Raw genomic sequence first — 17,392 nt, forward strand, 5'->3', positions numbered from 1 at the left:
TTACCATTTCATATATATGTCATGGTTTATGTCAGAAAATATAACATTAATGTGGATCGAGAAAGGGGGAGCATGATGAAGCGATGGATACAGGCGATGGGGTCGGATCAGACGCGTATGCGGAATTTAACCTACGATGAAGCTGTAGAAGCAGCTGGTGAAATGGCAAAAGGAGATTCAACAGACGCGCAATGCGCAGCTTTTCTAATGGCGTTGTGTATGAAAGGGGAAGCAGATGACGAGTTGATGGCCTTTATTGATGTCTATCGCGGCTATTCCTTGAATTATCATACTCAGCCGAACTCGCTTAATACAATAGGTCCTACGGAAGGTAGGAAGCGATTTCCTATTACGTTGCCTGTCAGTCTGTTGCTGGCGTCAGTGGGGTTCACTCAGGTGATGCAAGGTGGTGATGCGCTTCCGTCACGACAAGGGACAACAGCACTGAGGGAGATCGTAGAAGGCTTTGGTGTTTCCTTACAGCTTTCTGTGAAGGCTTGGCAATCCATGCTATTTCATTTGCATATCGGATTTCTTCCCACAGAGCAGCTGTGTCCGCCAATTGGACGTCTGAAGCAGGTCCGAGAACAATTGGGAATCAGAACAGTTATCGATACGATAGAGAAAGTATTGAATCCGGTGCTATCGACAAACTTAATTATCGGTGTGCAACAGCGCAAAGCCATGGAATCCCTGATACCGATTTCGATGCGTTCGGGGTTTCAACAAGCATATATTATTAGCGGGATTGATGGATCAGAGGATTTACCCCTCTATGAGAACAGTACGATCCGAATCGTGACACCCTGGGGAGATGAGTCCCGAAGTGTTGAGCCACAGAAATTTGGCTTCATGAGTACACCGTTACCCAATCTCGCGAAAGAAGATCAGATTGCGATGGTGAAACGCATTATTACAGGTGAGGAAGGGACTGAAGTCAAACGTGAACGTGACCATGTCATTTTCAATACGGGGCTAAGATTGAAATGGTTTGATAAAGTAGATAGCTATGAAGATGGCTTTCAGCTTGCCGAAGCTTTATTACAGCGGAAAGAAGCACATAAAATCATGCAGCGCTGGATCGAACAGAGTCAGTATTTGAAACTGCAAGATCTTGCTGACAGCGATGATTCCTCTACGAAAATAGGTTGAAGACCTTTCCAAAAAGCTGTGAGTAGACAGCAAATGGGGGGTCTTTTTTTATGGGGGTAGCGAAATTGGTAGATGTTACAGCTAAAACTTAATCAATGGATATGTTACCATTTACTAGTGTCAATATGATTCGTAAGTACAAAACGCTAGGAGGACTACAACATGAAGAAACAACTACTTGCTTTTGCCCTTATCCCATCCCTACTATTCGGTGCTGTCACAGTCCCATTCCCTAAAGCAGCTTCTGCTGCAACTACTGGTCAAGTTATTAGCAGTGTGAGCTTCCGCCAAAGTCCGGATGAGAACTCACCGCGAATTCGTTATTTAAAAGCTGGTGAGCCTGTCTCCATTATTGAGAAAGTGAATGCCTATTGGTATCGAGTTCAAGTAACGAACGGTCAAATCGGTTATGTCTCAACGAGTTCGAAGTACATAAAAGCAAACAGTCAAACTACGTCACCTGCAACGGGGACAGGACGTATCGTCGCCAGCGTGAGCTTCCGCACCGCTGCAAATGTGAGTGCAACGCGCATCCGTTATCTGAAGACAGGAGAGACCGTTGAAATCCTGCAGAAAGTAAATGCTTATTGGTATAAAGTTAAAGCATCAGATGGTCGTGAAGGATACATAAGCACAAGTCCTACTTACATATCAACATCAGGTGCAAGCACGTCTCCTGAGTCAAATACAGGCGGGACAACAAGCGAAAAGATTCAAAAGGTGATAGCAGCAGGCAAGAAATACTTAGGAACACCATATGAATATGGATCCAGTCGTGATAACACGTCTACGTTTGATTGTTCTGATTTCGTACGTCAAGCATTCTTGGACGGAATTGGACTGAAATTACCTTCCGATTCTAGAGGGCAAGGCGAGTATGTGAAGTCGCTCGGACACCACGTCACGGACTGGCATAACCTCAAAGTTGGCGATCTGATGTTCTTTATGTCATATAAAGGGACGGCGCAATCCAACTATGCAGGGATTAATAAGTCCGCACAAACGATTACCCATGTGGCTATTTATTTAGGCAATGGTCAAATACTTTCGACTTATTCCAAAGAAAGTGGCGGCGTGCGGATTGATTCCATCGCAAATCGGCATTGGGAATATCGTTTTCTATATGGAGGCAGTGCTCTATAAGAGACAGTCGATTAATAAATCGAGCCTTAATACGCCTATAGCTTAATGAATTTTTGTGAAAATGACCGATTTCGGAGACGGTTGTCTCCCCTTGCAGTAATGCGGTCACATCTAATTCCTTGTCATAAAGCGATACGTCATCTGGAGTTTCAGAAGTTCAGAAGTTCCCGGTTGTTTCTCTATATTTCAAATGTTTGTTTAAGGGATTCAAGATAAAGAGTTTATCTACAGTCTCTATAAGGGGACTAATTAAAAAGAGCAGGCAACGAGAAATCGTTGTCTGCTCTTTTCCAAGTCATGGGTTGGATTATATTTGCATCGGGTCCAATAAGGGGTTCCAATGTATTGTAGGTATGTCTGTCCCTGGTTGAATCCCTGCAGAGCCTATCCATGGATGGGAAGTCCGGCCTACGCTGAAATAATGTTGGAGTAAACTGCGGAAAATATAGGGCATCGGGCGATCTAGGACGGCTGCTCTGTGAATCCAATGAAGATCACCTTCCGAGGTAATGATTCGTGGATTCACATCCGTTTTACCGACATAGAAAAACTGTTGGCGTATTTCTTGTCCGTTCAGTCGAATTAAGACATATTGTAGATGCAAATCTTGAATCTCATCTTGCTCAATGCCGGTTTCTTCCCAAACTTCACGAAAGCAAGCCGTTCTTGGTTGGCTAATTTCATGTGGTTCGAGATGACCACCTATTGCCGCCCATAGGCCGGGGGAGAGAGTGCGATTTAGCGCACGTTTCATCATGAGAAGCTCATCCTGTTTGTTCCATAAAAGTGCAGTAGACATCATTCGTAAAGTATTCATCGAGAGATCCCCTCCCTTCGTAAGTTCCGTTTCAGCTTATCATAGAAAGGGAAGGGGCTGCAAAGGCAGATGCTTGGATGCATTTTGCCTATTGCTTCACGAGGCATGTTTCGATATAATGTCCACTATAGAGAAACATTAGTCTTTTTGGAGAGGACGGTAGTTAGGTGCCGGAGAGCAAAGAGTTTCTTCCAACCATGAAGCACATCGGACCTGAGAGGTACTACTTAGTCCGTGAGGACATTCTTCCAGAAGGTGTTCTGAAGACAGCGCAGGCCAAGGAGTTACTTGCACGGGGTGAAGTGAAGACGATTCACGACGCTGTCGAACAAGTTGGGTTGAGCAGAAGCGCCTTCTATAAATATAAAGATGGCATTCATCCACTTAGCAAGCTAGAACGCGAACGTATCATTACGATTTCAATGGATTTGGAGCATAGGTCCGGGATATTGTCCCGCGTACTTGCACTCATCGCCAATTTGGACGGCAATGTATTGACCATCCACCAAACGATTCCATTACAAGGTATGGCGAATGTCGTTATATCCTTAGAAATTTCATCCATGGGCGAGGAGATCCGGGAAATTGTGGATCGCCTAGGGGCGCAAGACGGCGTCAAGCGTGCTATGGTCATCGGTCAAGGCAGTTAAGAGAAGCATACAATTCAGGAGGTAATGAAATGAAACCCATCAAGGTTGGTTTACTAGGATTAGGTACTGTAGGAACAGGTGTAGTGCGTATTGTTGAAGGTCATCAAGAGGATTTGCAGCGTCAAACAGGTTCAGTTATTGAAATTGCCAAAATCCTTGTACAAGATAAGTCCAAGCATCGTAACATTTCGGTTGATGCAGATAAGCTGACAGAGAACGTCTGGGACGTAATTGGCGATAGTGACATCGATATCGTTGTTGAAGTGATGGGTGGCATTGAAGCAACGAAAGCCCACATTCTAACAGCACTTGGGAACGGCAAGCACATCATTACAGCTAATAAGGATCTAATGGCGATGCATGGGGCTGAAATTTTGGCCAAAGCCGCAGAGAATAATTGCGACGTCTTCTATGAAGCGAGTGTTGCAGGCGGGATTCCGATCATACGTGCACTTGTTGAAGGCTTCTCCTCCGATCGCATCACGAAGATCATGGGGATTGTGAACGGCACGACGAACTACATTTTAACTAAAATGAGTCAAGAAGGCGCTGCTTATGCCGACGTGTTGAAAGAAGCACAGGAATTAGGCTATGCAGAAGCGGACCCTACTTCCGATGTTGAGGGCCTAGATGCGGCTCGCAAAATGACAATCTTATCGACACTTGGTTTTCATGCCAATGTTGCTTTGAGCGATGTGGAAGCGAAAGGTATTTCCAAAGTAACGAAGGAAGATATCCAGTACGGTAAAAAGTTAGGCTATGAAGTGAAATTACTGGGTATTGCTGAGAATCATGATGGCCATATCTCCGTCAGCGTCCAACCGACGATGGTCAAAAACTCGCATCCGCTTGCTTCCGTAAATGGTGTCTTCAATGCCGTTTATGTGACGGGTGAAGCAGTTGGTGAAACAATGTTCTACGGTGCGGGTGCAGGTGAGCTTCCTACCGCAACGTCCGTTGTAGCCGATCTAGTGGCGGTTGTGCGTAATTTGAAATTAGGTATTAATGGACGTACGGTACAAGCTCCTTACAAAGAGAAGAAGCTTAAAACGGATGAACAAATCGCTTCCAAAAACTTTATCTTACTTCATGTTGAAGACAAAGCAGGCGTGCTTGCCCAAATTACACAAATTTTCGCAGAGCATGAAGTTAGCTTGGAATCGGTCTTCCAACATCCGAATAAGTCGAACCCGAAAGCGGAAATCATCATTATTACCCATGACGCTAATCAAGCGAGCATGAAAAATGTATTGAATCAATTCGAATCCATGGATGTTATCCATGCGATTAAGAGCGTGTATCGTGTAGAAGGCTAGAAATCGGTAACGCACTCGTCCTAGGAAGAGTGCGTTAGATGTTTATTTTGAGTGAAGAGAGGCGCAATTTCGAAATGAGCTACAAGACAGAACAAAAGGTAAGGGTGAAAGTACCGGCAAGCACAGCGAATCTAGGTCCTGGCTTTGACTCCTTGGGGATGGCCTTGAATTTATATGCTTGGATTGATATGGCGATCTCTGATCAGACAAGAATTCAATTGATCGGCGATCAGATGAGTGGAATACCTACGGATAAATCGAATTTAATCTATAAAGTAGCTCAAATGGTGTTTGATAAAGCTGGCGTTGCACATCCAGAGCTTGAGATTTCTATGTATAGTGAAATTCCACTTACGCGTGGTTTAGGAAGCAGTGCTTCGGCAATCGTAGGGGCGCTTGCAGGTGCGAATGCGCTTATTGGGAATCGGTTCTCGACCTATGAGTTGTTCCAAATTGCTTCGCGTCTGGAGAAGCACCCTGATAATGTGGGAGCAAGCCTTTATGGCGGAATTGTCGTTGCGTTCTGGGATGAAGTAAGAGCAGAATCCATACGGATTGAGCCTGATATCAATTTGGAGGTACTGGTGGCGATACCAGCTTTTCAGCTATCGACCGAGAAGGCGAGAGGCGTTATGCCGCAGCAAGTAACTATGAAGGATGCGGTATTCAATCTGAGTCACTCCTCATTACTAGTTGCTGCCCTAAGCACGGGGAACTTAGAGATGATTCGTCTTGCGATGAAGGACAGATTGCATCAGCCCTATCGCGCGGCACTTATCCCTGGGATGCAGACGCTTTTGCATGAATGTGAAGATCATGGCGCGCTTGGTGTTGCTTTGAGCGGAGCAGGACCAACCATGCTAGCGCTTGTCGATGCACGCAGTGAGAAGAAGACGGAGCTAGAGAAGTTTCTCCAAGGCACGTTGGCGAAGGAGGGCATAGAAGCCCAGCTTCTATGGCTGAAGCCAAGCCAAGAAGGTGTGACTACGACAGTCCTTCAAATGGGAGATGATAGTCTTCTTTCCTTGGTGGAAAATGAGGTGCTGGCATGAAGCGAGTTGCGATTCTTGGACCCAGTACATTCTCGGAAGAAGCTACACGTCACTTTCTAGGTGAGAATTTTACGTATGTCTCGTATAAGCTGATCTCTGAAGTTTTCAATGCAACGGCATCGGGTGAAACCGATTTAAGTGTCATTCCAATTGAGAATACGCTAGAAGGCTCTGTACATCTCCACGTGGATTGGCTCGTTCATGAAGTCGATCTTCCGATTCGTGCGGAATGGGTATTTCCGATTGATATGAATTTGATTGGTTACCCGAATCCTGATGCAGAAGTTGATGAATTGAATTTGAATCCCTATCGTCATATTCGCAAGGTGCTGTCTCATCAAGTTGTACCTGCGCAATGCAACCAATTTATGAAGCGATATTTGGGTGAGGCCGAGTTTGAGCAAGTAAGCTCTACGGCGGAGGGAGTCCGTATCGTTTCTACGCTTCAGGACCCAACGGTCGCTGCGATTGGGACGGCCATTGCTTCGACGAACTATGGTGTGCCTATGTTGCAACGTGAGATTCAAGATCACAAGGATAACATGACTCGCTTCTTGCTTGTTGGGAAAGAAGCATCGGAATTGATGCCGTCAGAGGATATGAAGACGACGATTCTGGTTACACTGCCAGAGGATTATCCGGGTGCCCTGCACCAAGTACTATCGGCTTTTGCATGGCGGCGAATTAACCTTTCGAAGATTGAATCGAAACCGACGAAGAAGAAGCTTGGCAATTATTATTTCTATATCGATATTGCGGGTACGATGGACTCTGTTCTTCTGCCTTCTGCCATTCAAGAGATCGAAGCTATAGGATGTCAGGTTCGAATTTTGGGCTGCTATCCAAGCTATCCGTTTATTGGATCTTAGGGAAAATCCCTTGCGTTTATGACGCGAGGGATTTTTTTTGTGCGACAGGGGCAAAAGCCTAGGATCGTGCATAAACTGTAATATCATGAGTATGAATAAGCGAATGCTGACGCGGCCAAGTTGATGACAATTGGAAGAGAAACGCGAAGGAGATGCTTACGAAGTCAGTTTTCTAAAGAAAACTTTAAGGAGGTAGGGTTTTGAAAATCCATATTGTCAAAAAAGGCGATACCCTGTACGAGCTCGCAAAAAAATACAACACCCCCCTAGACCAGATTATTGCGCTTAATCCGCAAATAGCTGATCCAAATCAGATTGAGATTGGGATGAAAGTGAAAATTCCATCTGCAGTTAAACCAGTCGAACCACCTGCATCTGATTTTGTTTATAAGCATGTTGTTCAGCAAGGTGACAGTCTATGGAAGCTGGGAAAAGCCTGGGATGTGCCATTGCAAGCGATGATTAAAGCTAATGCGCACCTAAAGAATCCGAATGTACTTATGACGGGTGATATTGTTTTTGTCCCCAAAATGCAGCATGGACATACGCATGGTAATCAGCACTCGACGCATCACACGCACCACAATACCTCCAAACTCAGCACAGAGCCGTTTGCTCCCGTGCCAACGCCGCAGCCAATGCCGCCAACAGATGCGTATCAACAGCCTATTATTGCGAGCCCACAACAACCAGTCGTTGAAGCACCTCCGTTATCTACGGGGGAAACAGTTCCTGCCGTGCCACAAGTAATGCAGCCCGCGCCGGTGATTCCAGCTCCAGTCATGGAAGATCAAGGACTCCATCAACCCTATGGGCAAGCGGTACATCCGTTCCAGCAGTTTCATATTACAGCGACAGAAGTCTTTGCTTACCCTGAGCAGCAGCATGAGGCAATGACGCTTCCTGCGTATCCTTCGTACCCTCCGTATCAGGAAGAGCCTTGTGAGCAGCTTCCGACGATGGCAGCACCTGTTACTGTAGTCGATGAAGGATGCGGGTGTGGCGGACCGCCATTACATGAGCAACCGTGGATGAACTATCCAACCCACTACGCGAATGTTCCTATGGGGAACCCGTGGGATAACGCGTCACAAGAGATGCCTGCAATGCCAGCCTTTTATCCGCCTCCGATGCCGTATGATCATCCAATGGCGCAACAGTATGCGTTTCAACATGATCCCTATGGTATTCCTTATGCAGGTGCAGGTCAGCATGCTCCCTATGAAGAATCATCTTTGTTACCGCAAGTTCATACCCATGAACTGAAGAAAGTTACGGATACGGTAGCGGAAATCGACATTGATATTCGCGACGACAAGCATAAATCAGCTAAACCCAAGACAAGTGGAAGCCGTACCACACGAAAAGTGAAATTATCAGGAGCTTCAGCGTTGAGTGCGTTCTTACAGCAGCAAGAGCGGGGCATAGAGAAGCGGGAACCGAGCAAACCGAACAGCCCGTGGATTAATTTCTAAATTTCAAACAAAAAAGCCTCAAATCACGATCTAACTCGTGGTTTGAGGCTTTTTTCTATTCTGCATGGAAATCAAGCGATCATGCCTAATGTGAAGAAGGTCATTAAACCAATGACGAAATTCATTCCCCATTTTTTACGAAGAAGCTCACGCCCTCGGTGCAAACGAGTTTTCACAGTCGTAATCGGCAGGTTCAGACGCTCACTAATTTCTTGAAGAGAAAGCTCCTCTAGATAATACAGCGTAATAATACCTTTATATTTGTCTGCTAATTTGTTAATGGATGCGTGCATGTGCTCTTGAATTTCGGTTTGAAGCACGGCGTGTTCCGGAGATTGATCTTGACTGGCTAGCTTACTGTAGTAGCTGTAGTCATCATCAAAATCATTTAGCTCCGCATCGAGGGATTGAACGGGTCTTTTTTTGCGCAACAGATCGATGGCAACATTTTTTCCGATCCGATAAATCCAAGTTGAGAAATTCTGGCTTTCATCAAAGTGGTTTAAGTTCAAATAGACGCGAATAAAAGTTTCTTGCACAATATCCTCGGAATCAGGACGGTTATGCAGCATCCGAAACGCCAGCTTTTGTATTTTGCTACGATAGAGCTCGACTAACTCCACGAAAGCGTTGCGATCGCCTCGTCTGGATAATTGAATTAATTGAAGTTCTGCCACATTCATGATGTTTCCCTCCTTAGAGTTGTCGTTAAGAAAAAAAGGTCTAGATCAATCTCATTTGCTTATATCATATATATCGTCATTCCTGTATGCCTATGAGAGTTTTATCTATCTTTGACTATATCATTTCTGTGGCTACAGTCAAATTCAAATGAGGACGAGAGGCAGTTTATAACCAATTGTTACCGAAATCATGTAAGTTTCGTGACACTTTATAGAGATCTTTGACGAAGTCAAAGTTTCTCTGCTAGCTACGAGGACTTGGATTGGAGTGGGATACAGTGGTTGTATTTGTATTTGAGGTGCCAATTCCAATCTTATGAATTTCGTTCCACAATGCTACACTTCCCCATAATAAAACGATGCCGATAATCAGGAGAGTTGTGCGTTTAATTGGTTTTCTTCCGTTCATGGTAAATTCACCATCCGTCTTGATTGGTTTCATTCTATTCTATGGTAAATGATGTATAGTGCTTCTTGCAAATGGAAACAATACGAAAAAACAAGAAGAAGGGGATAACGTGATTGTACATCGGTTCTTGAAGCAATTGAAGAAGAGATTACGCTGGAAGCGAAGTTGGTTGACCTTAGGGATATTCGTTCTGGTTGTTATGGCTACCTGGTCCGTATTTGGTGATGATGCCCCCTACAACCGGAAAGTTGCCACTCGCGCGACCATCGCTGGTTTAACACCAGAAGATGATGTACGTCTTCAGGAAGCAACAAAACGGTTGCAAACCATTTCAGATCGCAGAGACAGCTATTTGCTCAAGTCCTATGTCTGCGGAGAAGAACGCAGTCAGTTGGGTTCGCATACGTCACAAGAATTACTTGCACTGCAGAAACAACACCCTAGTTGGCAGTTAAGCATTCAAGAGACAGGTGAGGTTGTTTTTACGGAAAACATTGAAGATTTATCACCAGACTGCAAAGAAAGGGCAGTATTCGGGATAGACGGCAGCAGCAATTTGTCGTTATTCAATGGAACCCCTGCAAACAATCAAATTATTCGTACCTTTTTCCAACTCAATATTCAGCAATTAGAAAGCAGTTTGCCAAGAGATACGGTGGCACAGCTTCACGAAGGGATTCGAGTTACGGATATAGAGGAGTATAATAGCGTATTATCTACGTTCAGCGATTATGCCATTGAAGTTACGGAAGGTGCAATGTCACGTCCTTAGTTCAAAGAATACCATAGATAAAGCCTAAGAGATAGTTTCGGGAATTCCCGAGTCTATCTCTTTTTTTCATTCTCTGCTATAATGGGAAATGACTACATATGTTCGCTTTTTTATAAAATATAAGCATTTATAAGTTTCAAATGATAAGTCGGCTATATTTCTAGATAAACACTTTGATACGTCCTTAGAGGACGGTGTGGCCGTTTATTTTGGATGGGAGAGAAATTCTTTGCGTATTCTAGGGATTGATCCAGGGATCGCGATCGTAGGCTTTGGCTTTATTGATAAAATCGGCAGTAAACTAGTTCCGGTACAATATGGTTCGATTCAAACGGAAGCACACACGGATCCAGGTATCCGGTTGAAAGATGTCTATGACGCTACAGTACAATTGATAGAGAAATATAAACCAGATGTGATGTCCATTGAGAAACTATTTTTTAATCGAAATGTAACAACGGCATTTACTGTAGGTCAGGCGCGAGGCGTAATGATCCTTGCAGGCGTGCAGGCTGGGTTGCCGATTGCTGAATATACGCCGCTTCAAGTCAAGCAAGCCGTTGTAGGTTATGGGAATGCAGAGAAGAGGCAAGTACAGGAAATGGTCAAGATTTTGTTGAAGTTGTCCCAAATACCGAAGCCAGATGATGTCGCTGATGCCTTGGCTATCGCTATTTGTCATGCACATTCCTCCGCACTCCAATCTAGAATAAACGAGGTCAAACGATGATAGATTTCTTACGAGGTAAAGTAGCTCTGCGGGAAAGTGACTATGCAGTGCTCGATGTGAATGGTGTTGGCTACCGTGTATTTTGCCCGAACCCTTATGCGCTTTCGCATAAAGAAAATGAAGATGTCACGATGTTTATCCATTATCATGTAAGGGAAGATGCGCATCTCCTGTTTGGCTTTATGACGCGCGATGAACAGTCCTTATTTCGCTTATTGCTGGATGTCAGTGGTATTGGTCCCAAAGTTGCGCTAGGCATTTTAGCGGCAGGTGGAAGACCCGAAGCTGTCATACTAGCGATAAGCCAAGAAAACTTGGCGTTTCTGACTAAGCTTCCTGGTATCGGGAAGAAAACAGCCCAACGGATTATTCTAGACTTGAAAGATAAGCTAGGCTCTGTGAGCTTCTCTAGTCCAGAGGCTGCTGTCGCATTAAGTGTTGTCGGTTCGGCACAATTAACAGAAGGCGGGCTGCCTTGGAGCGAAGCGAAGGAAGCCTTGATGACACTTGGCTATACGGAAGCAGAAGTCGATCGTGCATGGCTGCAAGTGAAGCCAAAAGCAGGGCCATCGGATTCTGTTGATGTGCTGGTGAAGCTTGCTTTGCAAGCTTTATTCACTATGTAAGAAATTGAACGAGCACAGAAAGGAGGGACACCATGGACAATGATCGGATCATATCGGCTAATTTTATGATGGAAGACAATGTGGTCGAGTATAGTCTGCGTCCACGGTTTTTGGCTGAATATATCGGCCAGAAACAGGCGAAGGAGAACCTCAAGATCTATATTGAAGCAGCGAAAATGAGGAAAGAGGCCCTAGATCATGTACTTCTGTATGGACCGCCTGGACTCGGTAAAACCACGCTATCCAACATTATCGCCAATGAGCTTGGTGTGAATATTCGTACAACCTCCGGGCCTGCCATCGAGCGGCCTGGAGATCTTGCTGCCATCCTGACGAATTTGCAGGAGGGGGATGTGCTCTTCATCGATGAGATTCACCGACTCCACCGGACGGTGGAAGAGGTGCTATACCCAGCGATGGAGGATTTTGCCCTTGATATTATCATCGGCAAGGGGCCAAGCGCACGATCCGTGCGACTCGACCTGCCGCCATTTACCTTAATCGGCGCCACAACACGCGTTGGGCTGCTCTCTGCGCCTCTACGCGACCGATTTGGGGTCGTTAGTCGGTTGGAGTTTTACACGGTCGATGAGCTCAGCTACATCGTTAGCCGGACAGCCGACATCTTGCAGGTCGGCATTGTTGGTGATGCTGCGCGTGAGATCGGCATGCGTTCGCGGGGGACTCCGCGTATCGCGAACCGATTGCTGAAGCGGGTGCGCGATTTTGCCCAGGTGAGAGGCGACGGCATCATCACCATGGAGCTTGCCAAGGAGTCGCTAAGACTCCTGCAGGTGGATGATCTGGGGTTGGATGAAATTGACCATAAGATGCTGCGTGCGATAATTCAGAGCTTCCAAGGGGGCCCTGTTGGGCTTGAAACGATCGCTGCAACCATCGGTGAGGAAAGCCAAACCATTGAAGATGTCTACGAGCCGTATTTGCTTCAAATTGGCTTTATGCAGCGTACACCTCGAGGACGGATCGTGACGCCGCAAGCTTATCACCACCTCGGGTTACCGGTACCGGAGCAACGCTAGATCTATTAGCGTTCAGCCTTCAAGAAATGACTTTTGTAAGCTTTTGCCGCTGCTGGAAGGGCGGGCAAGAGCTTTTTTTGTCTTTTTTCAGCGAATAAACAAAACTTCTGTCTCTTGCTAGAGTCTACATTACTAGATGATAGCGTAAGAAAGGATACGATACCTTTATGTTTGGAAGACATCAGCTAGTTAAACCAAAGCGAATTGCCATCCTAACGGCAGCAGCATTAACGTTTACAGCCATTTTATATGGGGGATCTGAAGTGAATGCCGATGGGATTAAGCATTTGGATCAGATTCGTGTTGCCCTTGTCATTAATGCGACGAAATATAAAAAGATAGAACCGCTAGTTTCGCTCTCTTCCCCAGGCGGATTCGAGATTGGTGTGCGAAGTTCTGCGAATACGGAAGCGAAGCCATGGGCATCTATTTCGGATGCTACGATTCGGATGTCACTAGATCAATACAGTATGATGATGCTAGAAACGCCAGACTACACGACGGCTAGGACCTTGAACGGCAAACTGGCAATAATGGCAGAAGAAAGTTTCGTGTTAAGTCGTAACAAGCTGGGCAAGATGGTGTACCAAGTTTATTACGGGAATCTGCCTACGAAGGGGGAAGCCGAAAGCGCAGCAGCTCAAGCCTTAAAGGACCCGGCGGTAGCGGCATTGACGAAATCAGCCCCTCCTGTGCCTAGTGGTCCCCTCCACTTGAGTGCGGGAACGTATGACTCAGAGGAAGCAGCCCAGCAGCAAATCGCCGTGTACACGGGGGCTGGTGTCCAAGCTGATCTGGTTTTACAGGAGAATGGGGCTGGCAACGTGGCCTACAGTGTCTGGTTAGGGAGCGAAGCAACGGATGCCAAGCTTGAGCTCGTAAAGCAAGCAGCTTTGAAGGCTGCACCTAATACGCCTCTCCAACCAGCGAATACGAAATCGGCCTACTTGATCCGTAGATCAGATGTAACAAGCTCGGCCAGTCCTACTATTACTATAGCCCATTATGTGACAGCTACTGGAGAGCAGAAAACTGTGATCCATCCTAAGAAACAGGGCATCGCAGTGAAAGAACGAATGGACCGCAGCTACCGTGGCGACATGGAGATTAGCACCTATCACGATCGATTGGCGTTGGTCAATGAACTTCCTATGGATCAATATTTATATGGGGTTATTGGAGCAGAGCTTAACTCGCAATGGCCAGCAGAAGCACTGAAGGCACAAGCTGTAGCGGCGCGTACTTATGCCATCGTTCAAGGAAACAAGTATGAGATTGCGCAAGTTACGGATACAACGCTTGAACAGGCCTACTATGGCTTGGGTAAAGAATTTACGGCTGGCAACCTAGCGGTTGATGCGACAAAGGATCAAGTGATTACGAATACGCGAGGCTTGATAACACCAGTATTTGCTTCTAATGCGGGTGGCATAACAGCAGATTCTACAGAAGCTTGGGGCAACTCGGTTGACTATTTGCGTAGTGTTGCAAGCCCAGATGAAAGCGCTGAACAGGGCAAAGCCATCTGGTACCAGATTCAACTATCAGACGGCCGAGTCGCTTATGTACATAGCATGTATGTTAGGGATAGTGGACAGAAGGACAAGGCAGGTAAATCGATTTTCGAGGCTACAGAGTCAGATGTCAACGTACGTGTAGCACCTTATGTGGATAATGCTGCGAATCCTCCCATAGCTAAATTGACTGCCAAAGAAAAAGTCGTCATCCTTGGTCAAGAGAGAGAATCGAATGCTTACTCTTGGATAAGAGGTCCTTACAGCCTGAGTGAAATTAAAAGCAAGTTAGAAGCTGCGAAGATCCCCATTAACGGAGAGTTAACCTCACTGGAAGTTTCCCAAAGAGGCCCGTCTGGCCGAGCAATTGAGTTGAAGGCCAACGGTGTTGTCGTGAAGTTAGACAATCCGGACGCTATTCGAGGCGTATTAGGTGGTTTACCGAGCACGCTGTTTGAAATAGAAGGAGCAGGCAGTTATACTGGTACTAGCTCATCTGCTACAAGCACTGCCAACATTGCGATTTTGAGCGGCTCTGGGGTCGTTACGAGCAGCTCATCTTCAGATAGTGTTTATGTGTTATCCGGCAAACAAACGCAGCCAACTGCTGTGAAGAAAACGGATTTAATGACGCTAAGCAGTACGGGCTTAAGTAAGCCTGTGTTGACGGGAACAGGTTCATCTAGCATCCTTTCTAAGGGATCAACGGCCCTACTAGGAAATCAAATTATTTTCCGCGGAAAAGGGTTTGGCCATGGCGTAGGCATGTCGCAATGGGGTGCAAAAGGCTTTGCAGAGAAGGGCTACGATTACAAAAAAATACTTCAGACGTATTTTACTGGAGTCAACATAACGAAGGAATGAATAACTAACATGGAAGTACAAGCATTCGATTTTGATTTACCAGAATCACTTATTGCCCAGACGCCGCTGCTAGAGCGCACGGCGTCTAGACTGCTTACACTGAATAAAGTAACAGGCGAAACCGCTCATCGTACATTTGAAGATCTGATTGCTTACTTAGAAGCCGGGGATTTACTCGTGATGAATGATACACGAGTCATTCCAGCACGGCTTTTTGGTATGAAGAAAGACACGGGCGCTAAAGTGGAACTATTGCTGTTAAAACCGCTGGGCGAGGATCGATGGGAAGCACTGGTTAAACCAGGGAAGCGCATGCAGCTCGGCGCTGTTGCGGTATTCGGCACAGCTGCTGACGAAGGTGGCGAGCCTCTCCTAACTGCGGAAGTCGTTGAAGTTGGCGACATGGGAGCTCGTATTCTACAATTCCGGTATACGGGAATTTTCAATGAGATCTTGGATCAATTAGGCGAGATGCCGCTTCCGCCTTATATCAAGGAGCAGCTATCCGAGCGGGAAAGATACCAAACCGTCTATGCGAAGCATGAAGGATCCTCTGCCGCGCCAACGGCAGGCTTGCATTTTACGGCAGATTATTTGGAGAGACTGAAGGACAAAGGTGTCCGACTAGCCTTCGTGACGCTGCATGTAGGTCTAGGTACATTCCGCCCTGTATCCGTGGATAAGATTGAAGATCACCAGATGCATGCTGAGTATTACATTTTATCCGAAGCAACAGCAGCACTAATTAATGAAACGAAAGCGGCAGGGAAACGTGTTATTGCTGTCGGAACGACTTCTGCACGAACATTGGAGACAGCAGCAGGATTGAGCCGCGAGCAGCCAGGTTACCAAGAAGGACAACCTTTACGCATTCAGGCCTCTCAAGGATGGACATCTATTTTCATCTATCCTGGCTACACGTTTGGTGTCGTAGATGCATTGTTGACGAATTTTCATCTGCCAAAGTCAACATTGCTTATGCTCATTAGTGCACTAGCTGGTAAAGCCAATATCATGCGAGCCTACGAAGAAGCTGTGAAAGAAGAGTACCGATTCTTCAGCTTCGGTGATGCCATGTTGATTTATTAAATCATTCAATTGAACAAGAAGAGCAAGCTTAGAATAGGAAGTGGATATCATGACAGCAGCAGTAACGTATGAACCGATTAAAACGTGTAAACAATCCGGCGCTCGCTTAGGCCGCGTTCACACCCCGCATGGCGTTATTGAAACGCCAGCGTTTATGCCGGTAGGCACACAGGCAACTGTGAAAACGATGAGTCCGGAAGAATTGAAAACGATGGACGCTCAAATTATTCTAAGCAACACCTATCACTTATTTATTCGTCCAGGACATGAGATTGTGAAAGAAGCTGGCGGATTGCACAAGTTCATGAATTGGGATCGTCCGATCTTGACGGACAGCGGTGGTTTTCAAGTTTTTAGCCTAAGCAACATGCGTAAAATTACGGAGGAAGGCGTCACATTCAAATCGCATTTGAATGGGGATAAGTTATTCCTATCTCCAGAGAAGGCGATGGAAATTCAGAACGCTCTTGGCTCGGACATCATGATGGCTTTCGACGAATGTCCACCGTTCCCCGCGGAATACGAATACGTGAAGAAATCACTGGAGCGTACGACGCGGTGGGCAGAGCGCTGTCTGCAAAGTCATGCGAGACCCCAGGATCAAGGCTTGTTTGCGATTATCCAAGGTGGTATGCATGAGGATCTACGCAAGCTGAGCGCGGAGCAGTTGACTTCCATGGATTTCCCGGGGTATGCTATTGGTGGACTGAGTGTAGGTGAGCCTAAGCATTTGATGTATGAAGTGCTAGATTACACAACACCACTTATGCCTGCGAATAAGCCTCGTTATTTGATGGGGGTTGGCTCGCCGGACGCATTAATTGAAGGCGCTATCCGAGGCATTGATATGTTTGATTGTGTATTACCGACGCGGATTGCTAGAAACGGGACTTGTATGACAAGCTCAGGTCGTCTAGTTATTCGTAATGCGAAATATGCAACGGACTTTGGGCCGCTGGATGCCAAATGTTCTTGTTATACATGTACGAATTACAGTCGCGCTTATATTCGACATCTCATCAAAGCTGATGAAACTTTCGGTATTCGCTTGACGACAATTCATAACCTTCACTTTCTACTACAGCTTATGCGTGAAGTTAGAGAAGCCATTAAGGAAGATCGCTTACTTGATTTCCGAGATACCTTCTTTGCCGCTTACGGGCTGAATGATAATGAAAGAGGATTTTAAGA

At 45.9% G+C, this 17,392-nt stretch carries 17 protein-coding genes; 14 read left to right on the forward strand and 3 right to left on the reverse strand.

Annotation, left to right across the window (positions count from 1 at the left end; all coding sequences use genetic code 11):
• Nucleotides 1-72 precede the first annotated feature (72 nt).
• Nucleotides 73-1,152, forward strand: a complete 1,080-nt coding sequence (locus ASG89_RS15625; protein ID WP_057311636.1) for an anthranilate phosphoribosyltransferase — start codon at nt 73-75, stop codon at nt 1,150-1,152.
• A 162-nt stretch (nt 1,153-1,314) separates the two neighbouring features.
• Nucleotides 1,315-2,295 carry a C40 family peptidase gene (locus tag ASG89_RS15630; RefSeq protein WP_057311637.1) on the forward strand — a complete coding sequence of 327 codons (981 nt, stop codon included), beginning with the start codon at nt 1,315-1,317 and terminating at the stop codon, nt 2,293-2,295.
• Between the two features lie 307 nt (nt 2,296-2,602).
• Here the strand turns inward: ASG89_RS15630 and ASG89_RS15635 are convergent, their stop codons facing one another.
• Nucleotides 2,603-3,112 (reverse strand): NUDIX domain-containing protein, encoded by a 510-nt coding sequence (locus tag ASG89_RS15635; protein WP_057311638.1) that lies wholly within the window; start codon nt 3,110-3,112, stop codon nt 2,603-2,605.
• A gap of 197 nt (nt 3,113-3,309) precedes the next feature.
• Between ASG89_RS15635 and ASG89_RS15640 the strand changes: the two genes are divergently transcribed.
• The 5 genes from ASG89_RS15640 to ASG89_RS15660 all read left to right on the forward strand — a co-directional run bounded on the left by ASG89_RS15640 (nt 3,310) and on the right by ASG89_RS15660 (nt 8,474).
• A complete protein-coding gene (locus tag ASG89_RS15640) occupies nt 3,310-3,762 on the forward strand; it encodes an ACT domain-containing protein (protein WP_056610603.1) in 453 nt (150 codons plus the stop codon).
• A 29-nt stretch (nt 3,763-3,791) separates the two neighbouring features.
• A complete protein-coding gene (locus tag ASG89_RS15645; RefSeq protein WP_057311639.1) occupies nt 3,792-5,078 on the forward strand; it encodes a homoserine dehydrogenase in 1,287 nt (428 codons plus the stop codon).
• 74 nt (nt 5,079-5,152) lie between these two features.
• Nucleotides 5,153-6,130 (forward strand): homoserine kinase, encoded by a 978-nt coding sequence (thrB, locus tag ASG89_RS15650; protein WP_057311677.1) that lies wholly within the window; start codon nt 5,153-5,155, stop codon nt 6,128-6,130.
• On the forward strand, nt 6,127-6,999 hold the full coding sequence (gene pheA / locus ASG89_RS15655) for a prephenate dehydratase (protein ID WP_057311640.1): 873 nt from the start codon (nt 6,127-6,129) through the stop codon (nt 6,997-6,999). The genes thrB and pheA overlap by 4 nt, the downstream gene beginning before the upstream one ends.
• Nucleotides 7,000-7,199: 200 nt before the next feature.
• Nucleotides 7,200-8,474, forward strand: a complete 1,275-nt coding sequence (locus ASG89_RS15660) for a LysM peptidoglycan-binding domain-containing protein (protein ID WP_057311641.1) — start codon at nt 7,200-7,202, stop codon at nt 8,472-8,474.
• 71 nt (nt 8,475-8,545) lie between these two features.
• Here the strand turns inward: ASG89_RS15660 and sigW are convergent, their stop codons facing one another.
• The gene (gene sigW / locus ASG89_RS15665) at nt 8,546-9,157 is read right to left on the reverse strand and encodes an RNA polymerase sigma factor SigW (protein ID WP_057311642.1); all 612 of its coding nucleotides are present in this window, start codon (nt 9,155-9,157) and stop codon (nt 8,546-8,548) included.
• A gap of 244 nt (nt 9,158-9,401) precedes the next feature.
• Nucleotides 9,402-9,599: a hypothetical protein gene (locus tag ASG89_RS37700; protein WP_235549781.1), complete on the reverse strand. Its 198-nt coding sequence runs from the start codon at nt 9,597-9,599 to the stop codon at nt 9,402-9,404.
• Between the two features lie 76 nt (nt 9,600-9,675).
• Between ASG89_RS37700 and ASG89_RS15670 the strand changes: the two genes are divergently transcribed.
• The 7 genes from ASG89_RS15670 (at nt 9,676) to tgt (ending at nt 17,390) form a co-directional block, all read left to right on the forward strand.
• Complete coding sequence (locus tag ASG89_RS15670) at nt 9,676-10,338, forward strand: BofC C-terminal domain-containing protein (RefSeq protein WP_235549782.1); 663 nt, start codon at nt 9,676-9,678, stop codon at nt 10,336-10,338.
• Nucleotides 10,339-10,567: 229 nt separating this feature from the next.
• Entirely contained in the window at nt 10,568-11,068 is a 501-nt protein-coding gene (ruvC, locus tag ASG89_RS15675) for a crossover junction endodeoxyribonuclease RuvC (RefSeq protein WP_057311643.1), read from the forward strand.
• Nucleotides 11,065-11,694 (forward strand): Holliday junction branch migration protein RuvA, encoded by a 630-nt coding sequence (gene ruvA, locus ASG89_RS15680; protein WP_057311644.1) that lies wholly within the window; start codon nt 11,065-11,067, stop codon nt 11,692-11,694. The genes ruvC and ruvA overlap by 4 nt, the downstream gene beginning before the upstream one ends.
• A gap of 32 nt (nt 11,695-11,726) precedes the next feature.
• Nucleotides 11,727-12,734: a Holliday junction branch migration DNA helicase RuvB gene (ruvB, locus tag ASG89_RS15685; RefSeq protein WP_057311645.1), complete on the forward strand. Its 1,008-nt coding sequence runs from the start codon at nt 11,727-11,729 to the stop codon at nt 12,732-12,734.
• Nucleotides 12,735-12,901: 167 nt separating this feature from the next.
• On the forward strand, nt 12,902-15,112 hold the full coding sequence (locus ASG89_RS15690) for a SpoIID/LytB domain-containing protein (protein WP_057311646.1): 2,211 nt from the start codon (nt 12,902-12,904) through the stop codon (nt 15,110-15,112).
• 9 nt (nt 15,113-15,121) lie between these two features.
• Nucleotides 15,122-16,201 (forward strand): tRNA preQ1(34) S-adenosylmethionine ribosyltransferase-isomerase QueA, encoded by a 1,080-nt coding sequence (gene queA / locus ASG89_RS15695; RefSeq protein WP_057311647.1) that lies wholly within the window; start codon nt 15,122-15,124, stop codon nt 16,199-16,201.
• A gap of 49 nt (nt 16,202-16,250) precedes the next feature.
• Complete coding sequence (gene tgt, locus ASG89_RS15700) at nt 16,251-17,390, forward strand: tRNA guanosine(34) transglycosylase Tgt (protein WP_057311648.1); 1,140 nt, start codon at nt 16,251-16,253, stop codon at nt 17,388-17,390.
• Nucleotides 17,391-17,392: the final 2 nt, after the last annotated feature.

Source organism: Paenibacillus sp. Soil766 (assembly GCF_001428105.1).
Taxonomy (GTDB): domain Bacteria; phylum Bacillota; class Bacilli; order Paenibacillales; family NBRC-103111; genus Paenibacillus_E.

Excerpts from the sequence above, each read along its gene's own strand:
- pheA (WP_057311640.1), top strand. The coding sequence starts at position 6,127 with ATGAAGCGAGTTGCGATTCTTGGACCCAGTACATTCTCGGAAGAAGCT.
- ASG89_RS37700 (WP_235549781.1), bottom strand. The coding sequence starts at position 9,599 with ATGAAACCAATCAAGACGGATGGTGAATTTACCATGAACGGAAGAAAA.
- ASG89_RS15645 (WP_057311639.1), top strand. The coding sequence starts at position 3,792 with ATGAAACCCATCAAGGTTGGTTTACTAGGATTAGGTACTGTAGGAACA.
- tgt (WP_057311648.1), top strand. The coding sequence starts at position 16,251 with ATGACAGCAGCAGTAACGTATGAACCGATTAAAACGTGTAAACAATCC.
- ruvA (WP_057311644.1), top strand. The coding sequence starts at position 11,065 with ATGATAGATTTCTTACGAGGTAAAGTAGCTCTGCGGGAAAGTGACTAT.
- ruvB (WP_057311645.1), top strand. The coding sequence starts at position 11,727 with ATGGACAATGATCGGATCATATCGGCTAATTTTATGATGGAAGACAAT.
- ASG89_RS15625 (WP_057311636.1), top strand. The coding sequence starts at position 73 with ATGATGAAGCGATGGATACAGGCGATGGGGTCGGATCAGACGCGTATG.
- ASG89_RS15635 (WP_057311638.1), bottom strand. The coding sequence starts at position 3,112 with ATGAATACTTTACGAATGATGTCTACTGCACTTTTATGGAACAAACAG.
- ASG89_RS15690 (WP_057311646.1), top strand. The coding sequence starts at position 12,902 with ATGTTTGGAAGACATCAGCTAGTTAAACCAAAGCGAATTGCCATCCTA.
- ASG89_RS15630 (WP_057311637.1), top strand. The coding sequence starts at position 1,315 with ATGAAGAAACAACTACTTGCTTTTGCCCTTATCCCATCCCTACTATTC.
- thrB (WP_057311677.1), top strand. The coding sequence starts at position 5,153 with ATGAGCTACAAGACAGAACAAAAGGTAAGGGTGAAAGTACCGGCAAGC.
- ASG89_RS15640 (WP_056610603.1), top strand. The coding sequence starts at position 3,310 with ATGAAGCACATCGGACCTGAGAGGTACTACTTAGTCCGTGAGGACATT.
- queA (WP_057311647.1), top strand. The coding sequence starts at position 15,122 with ATGGAAGTACAAGCATTCGATTTTGATTTACCAGAATCACTTATTGCC.
- sigW (WP_057311642.1), bottom strand. The coding sequence starts at position 9,157 with ATGAATGTGGCAGAACTTCAATTAATTCAATTATCCAGACGAGGCGAT.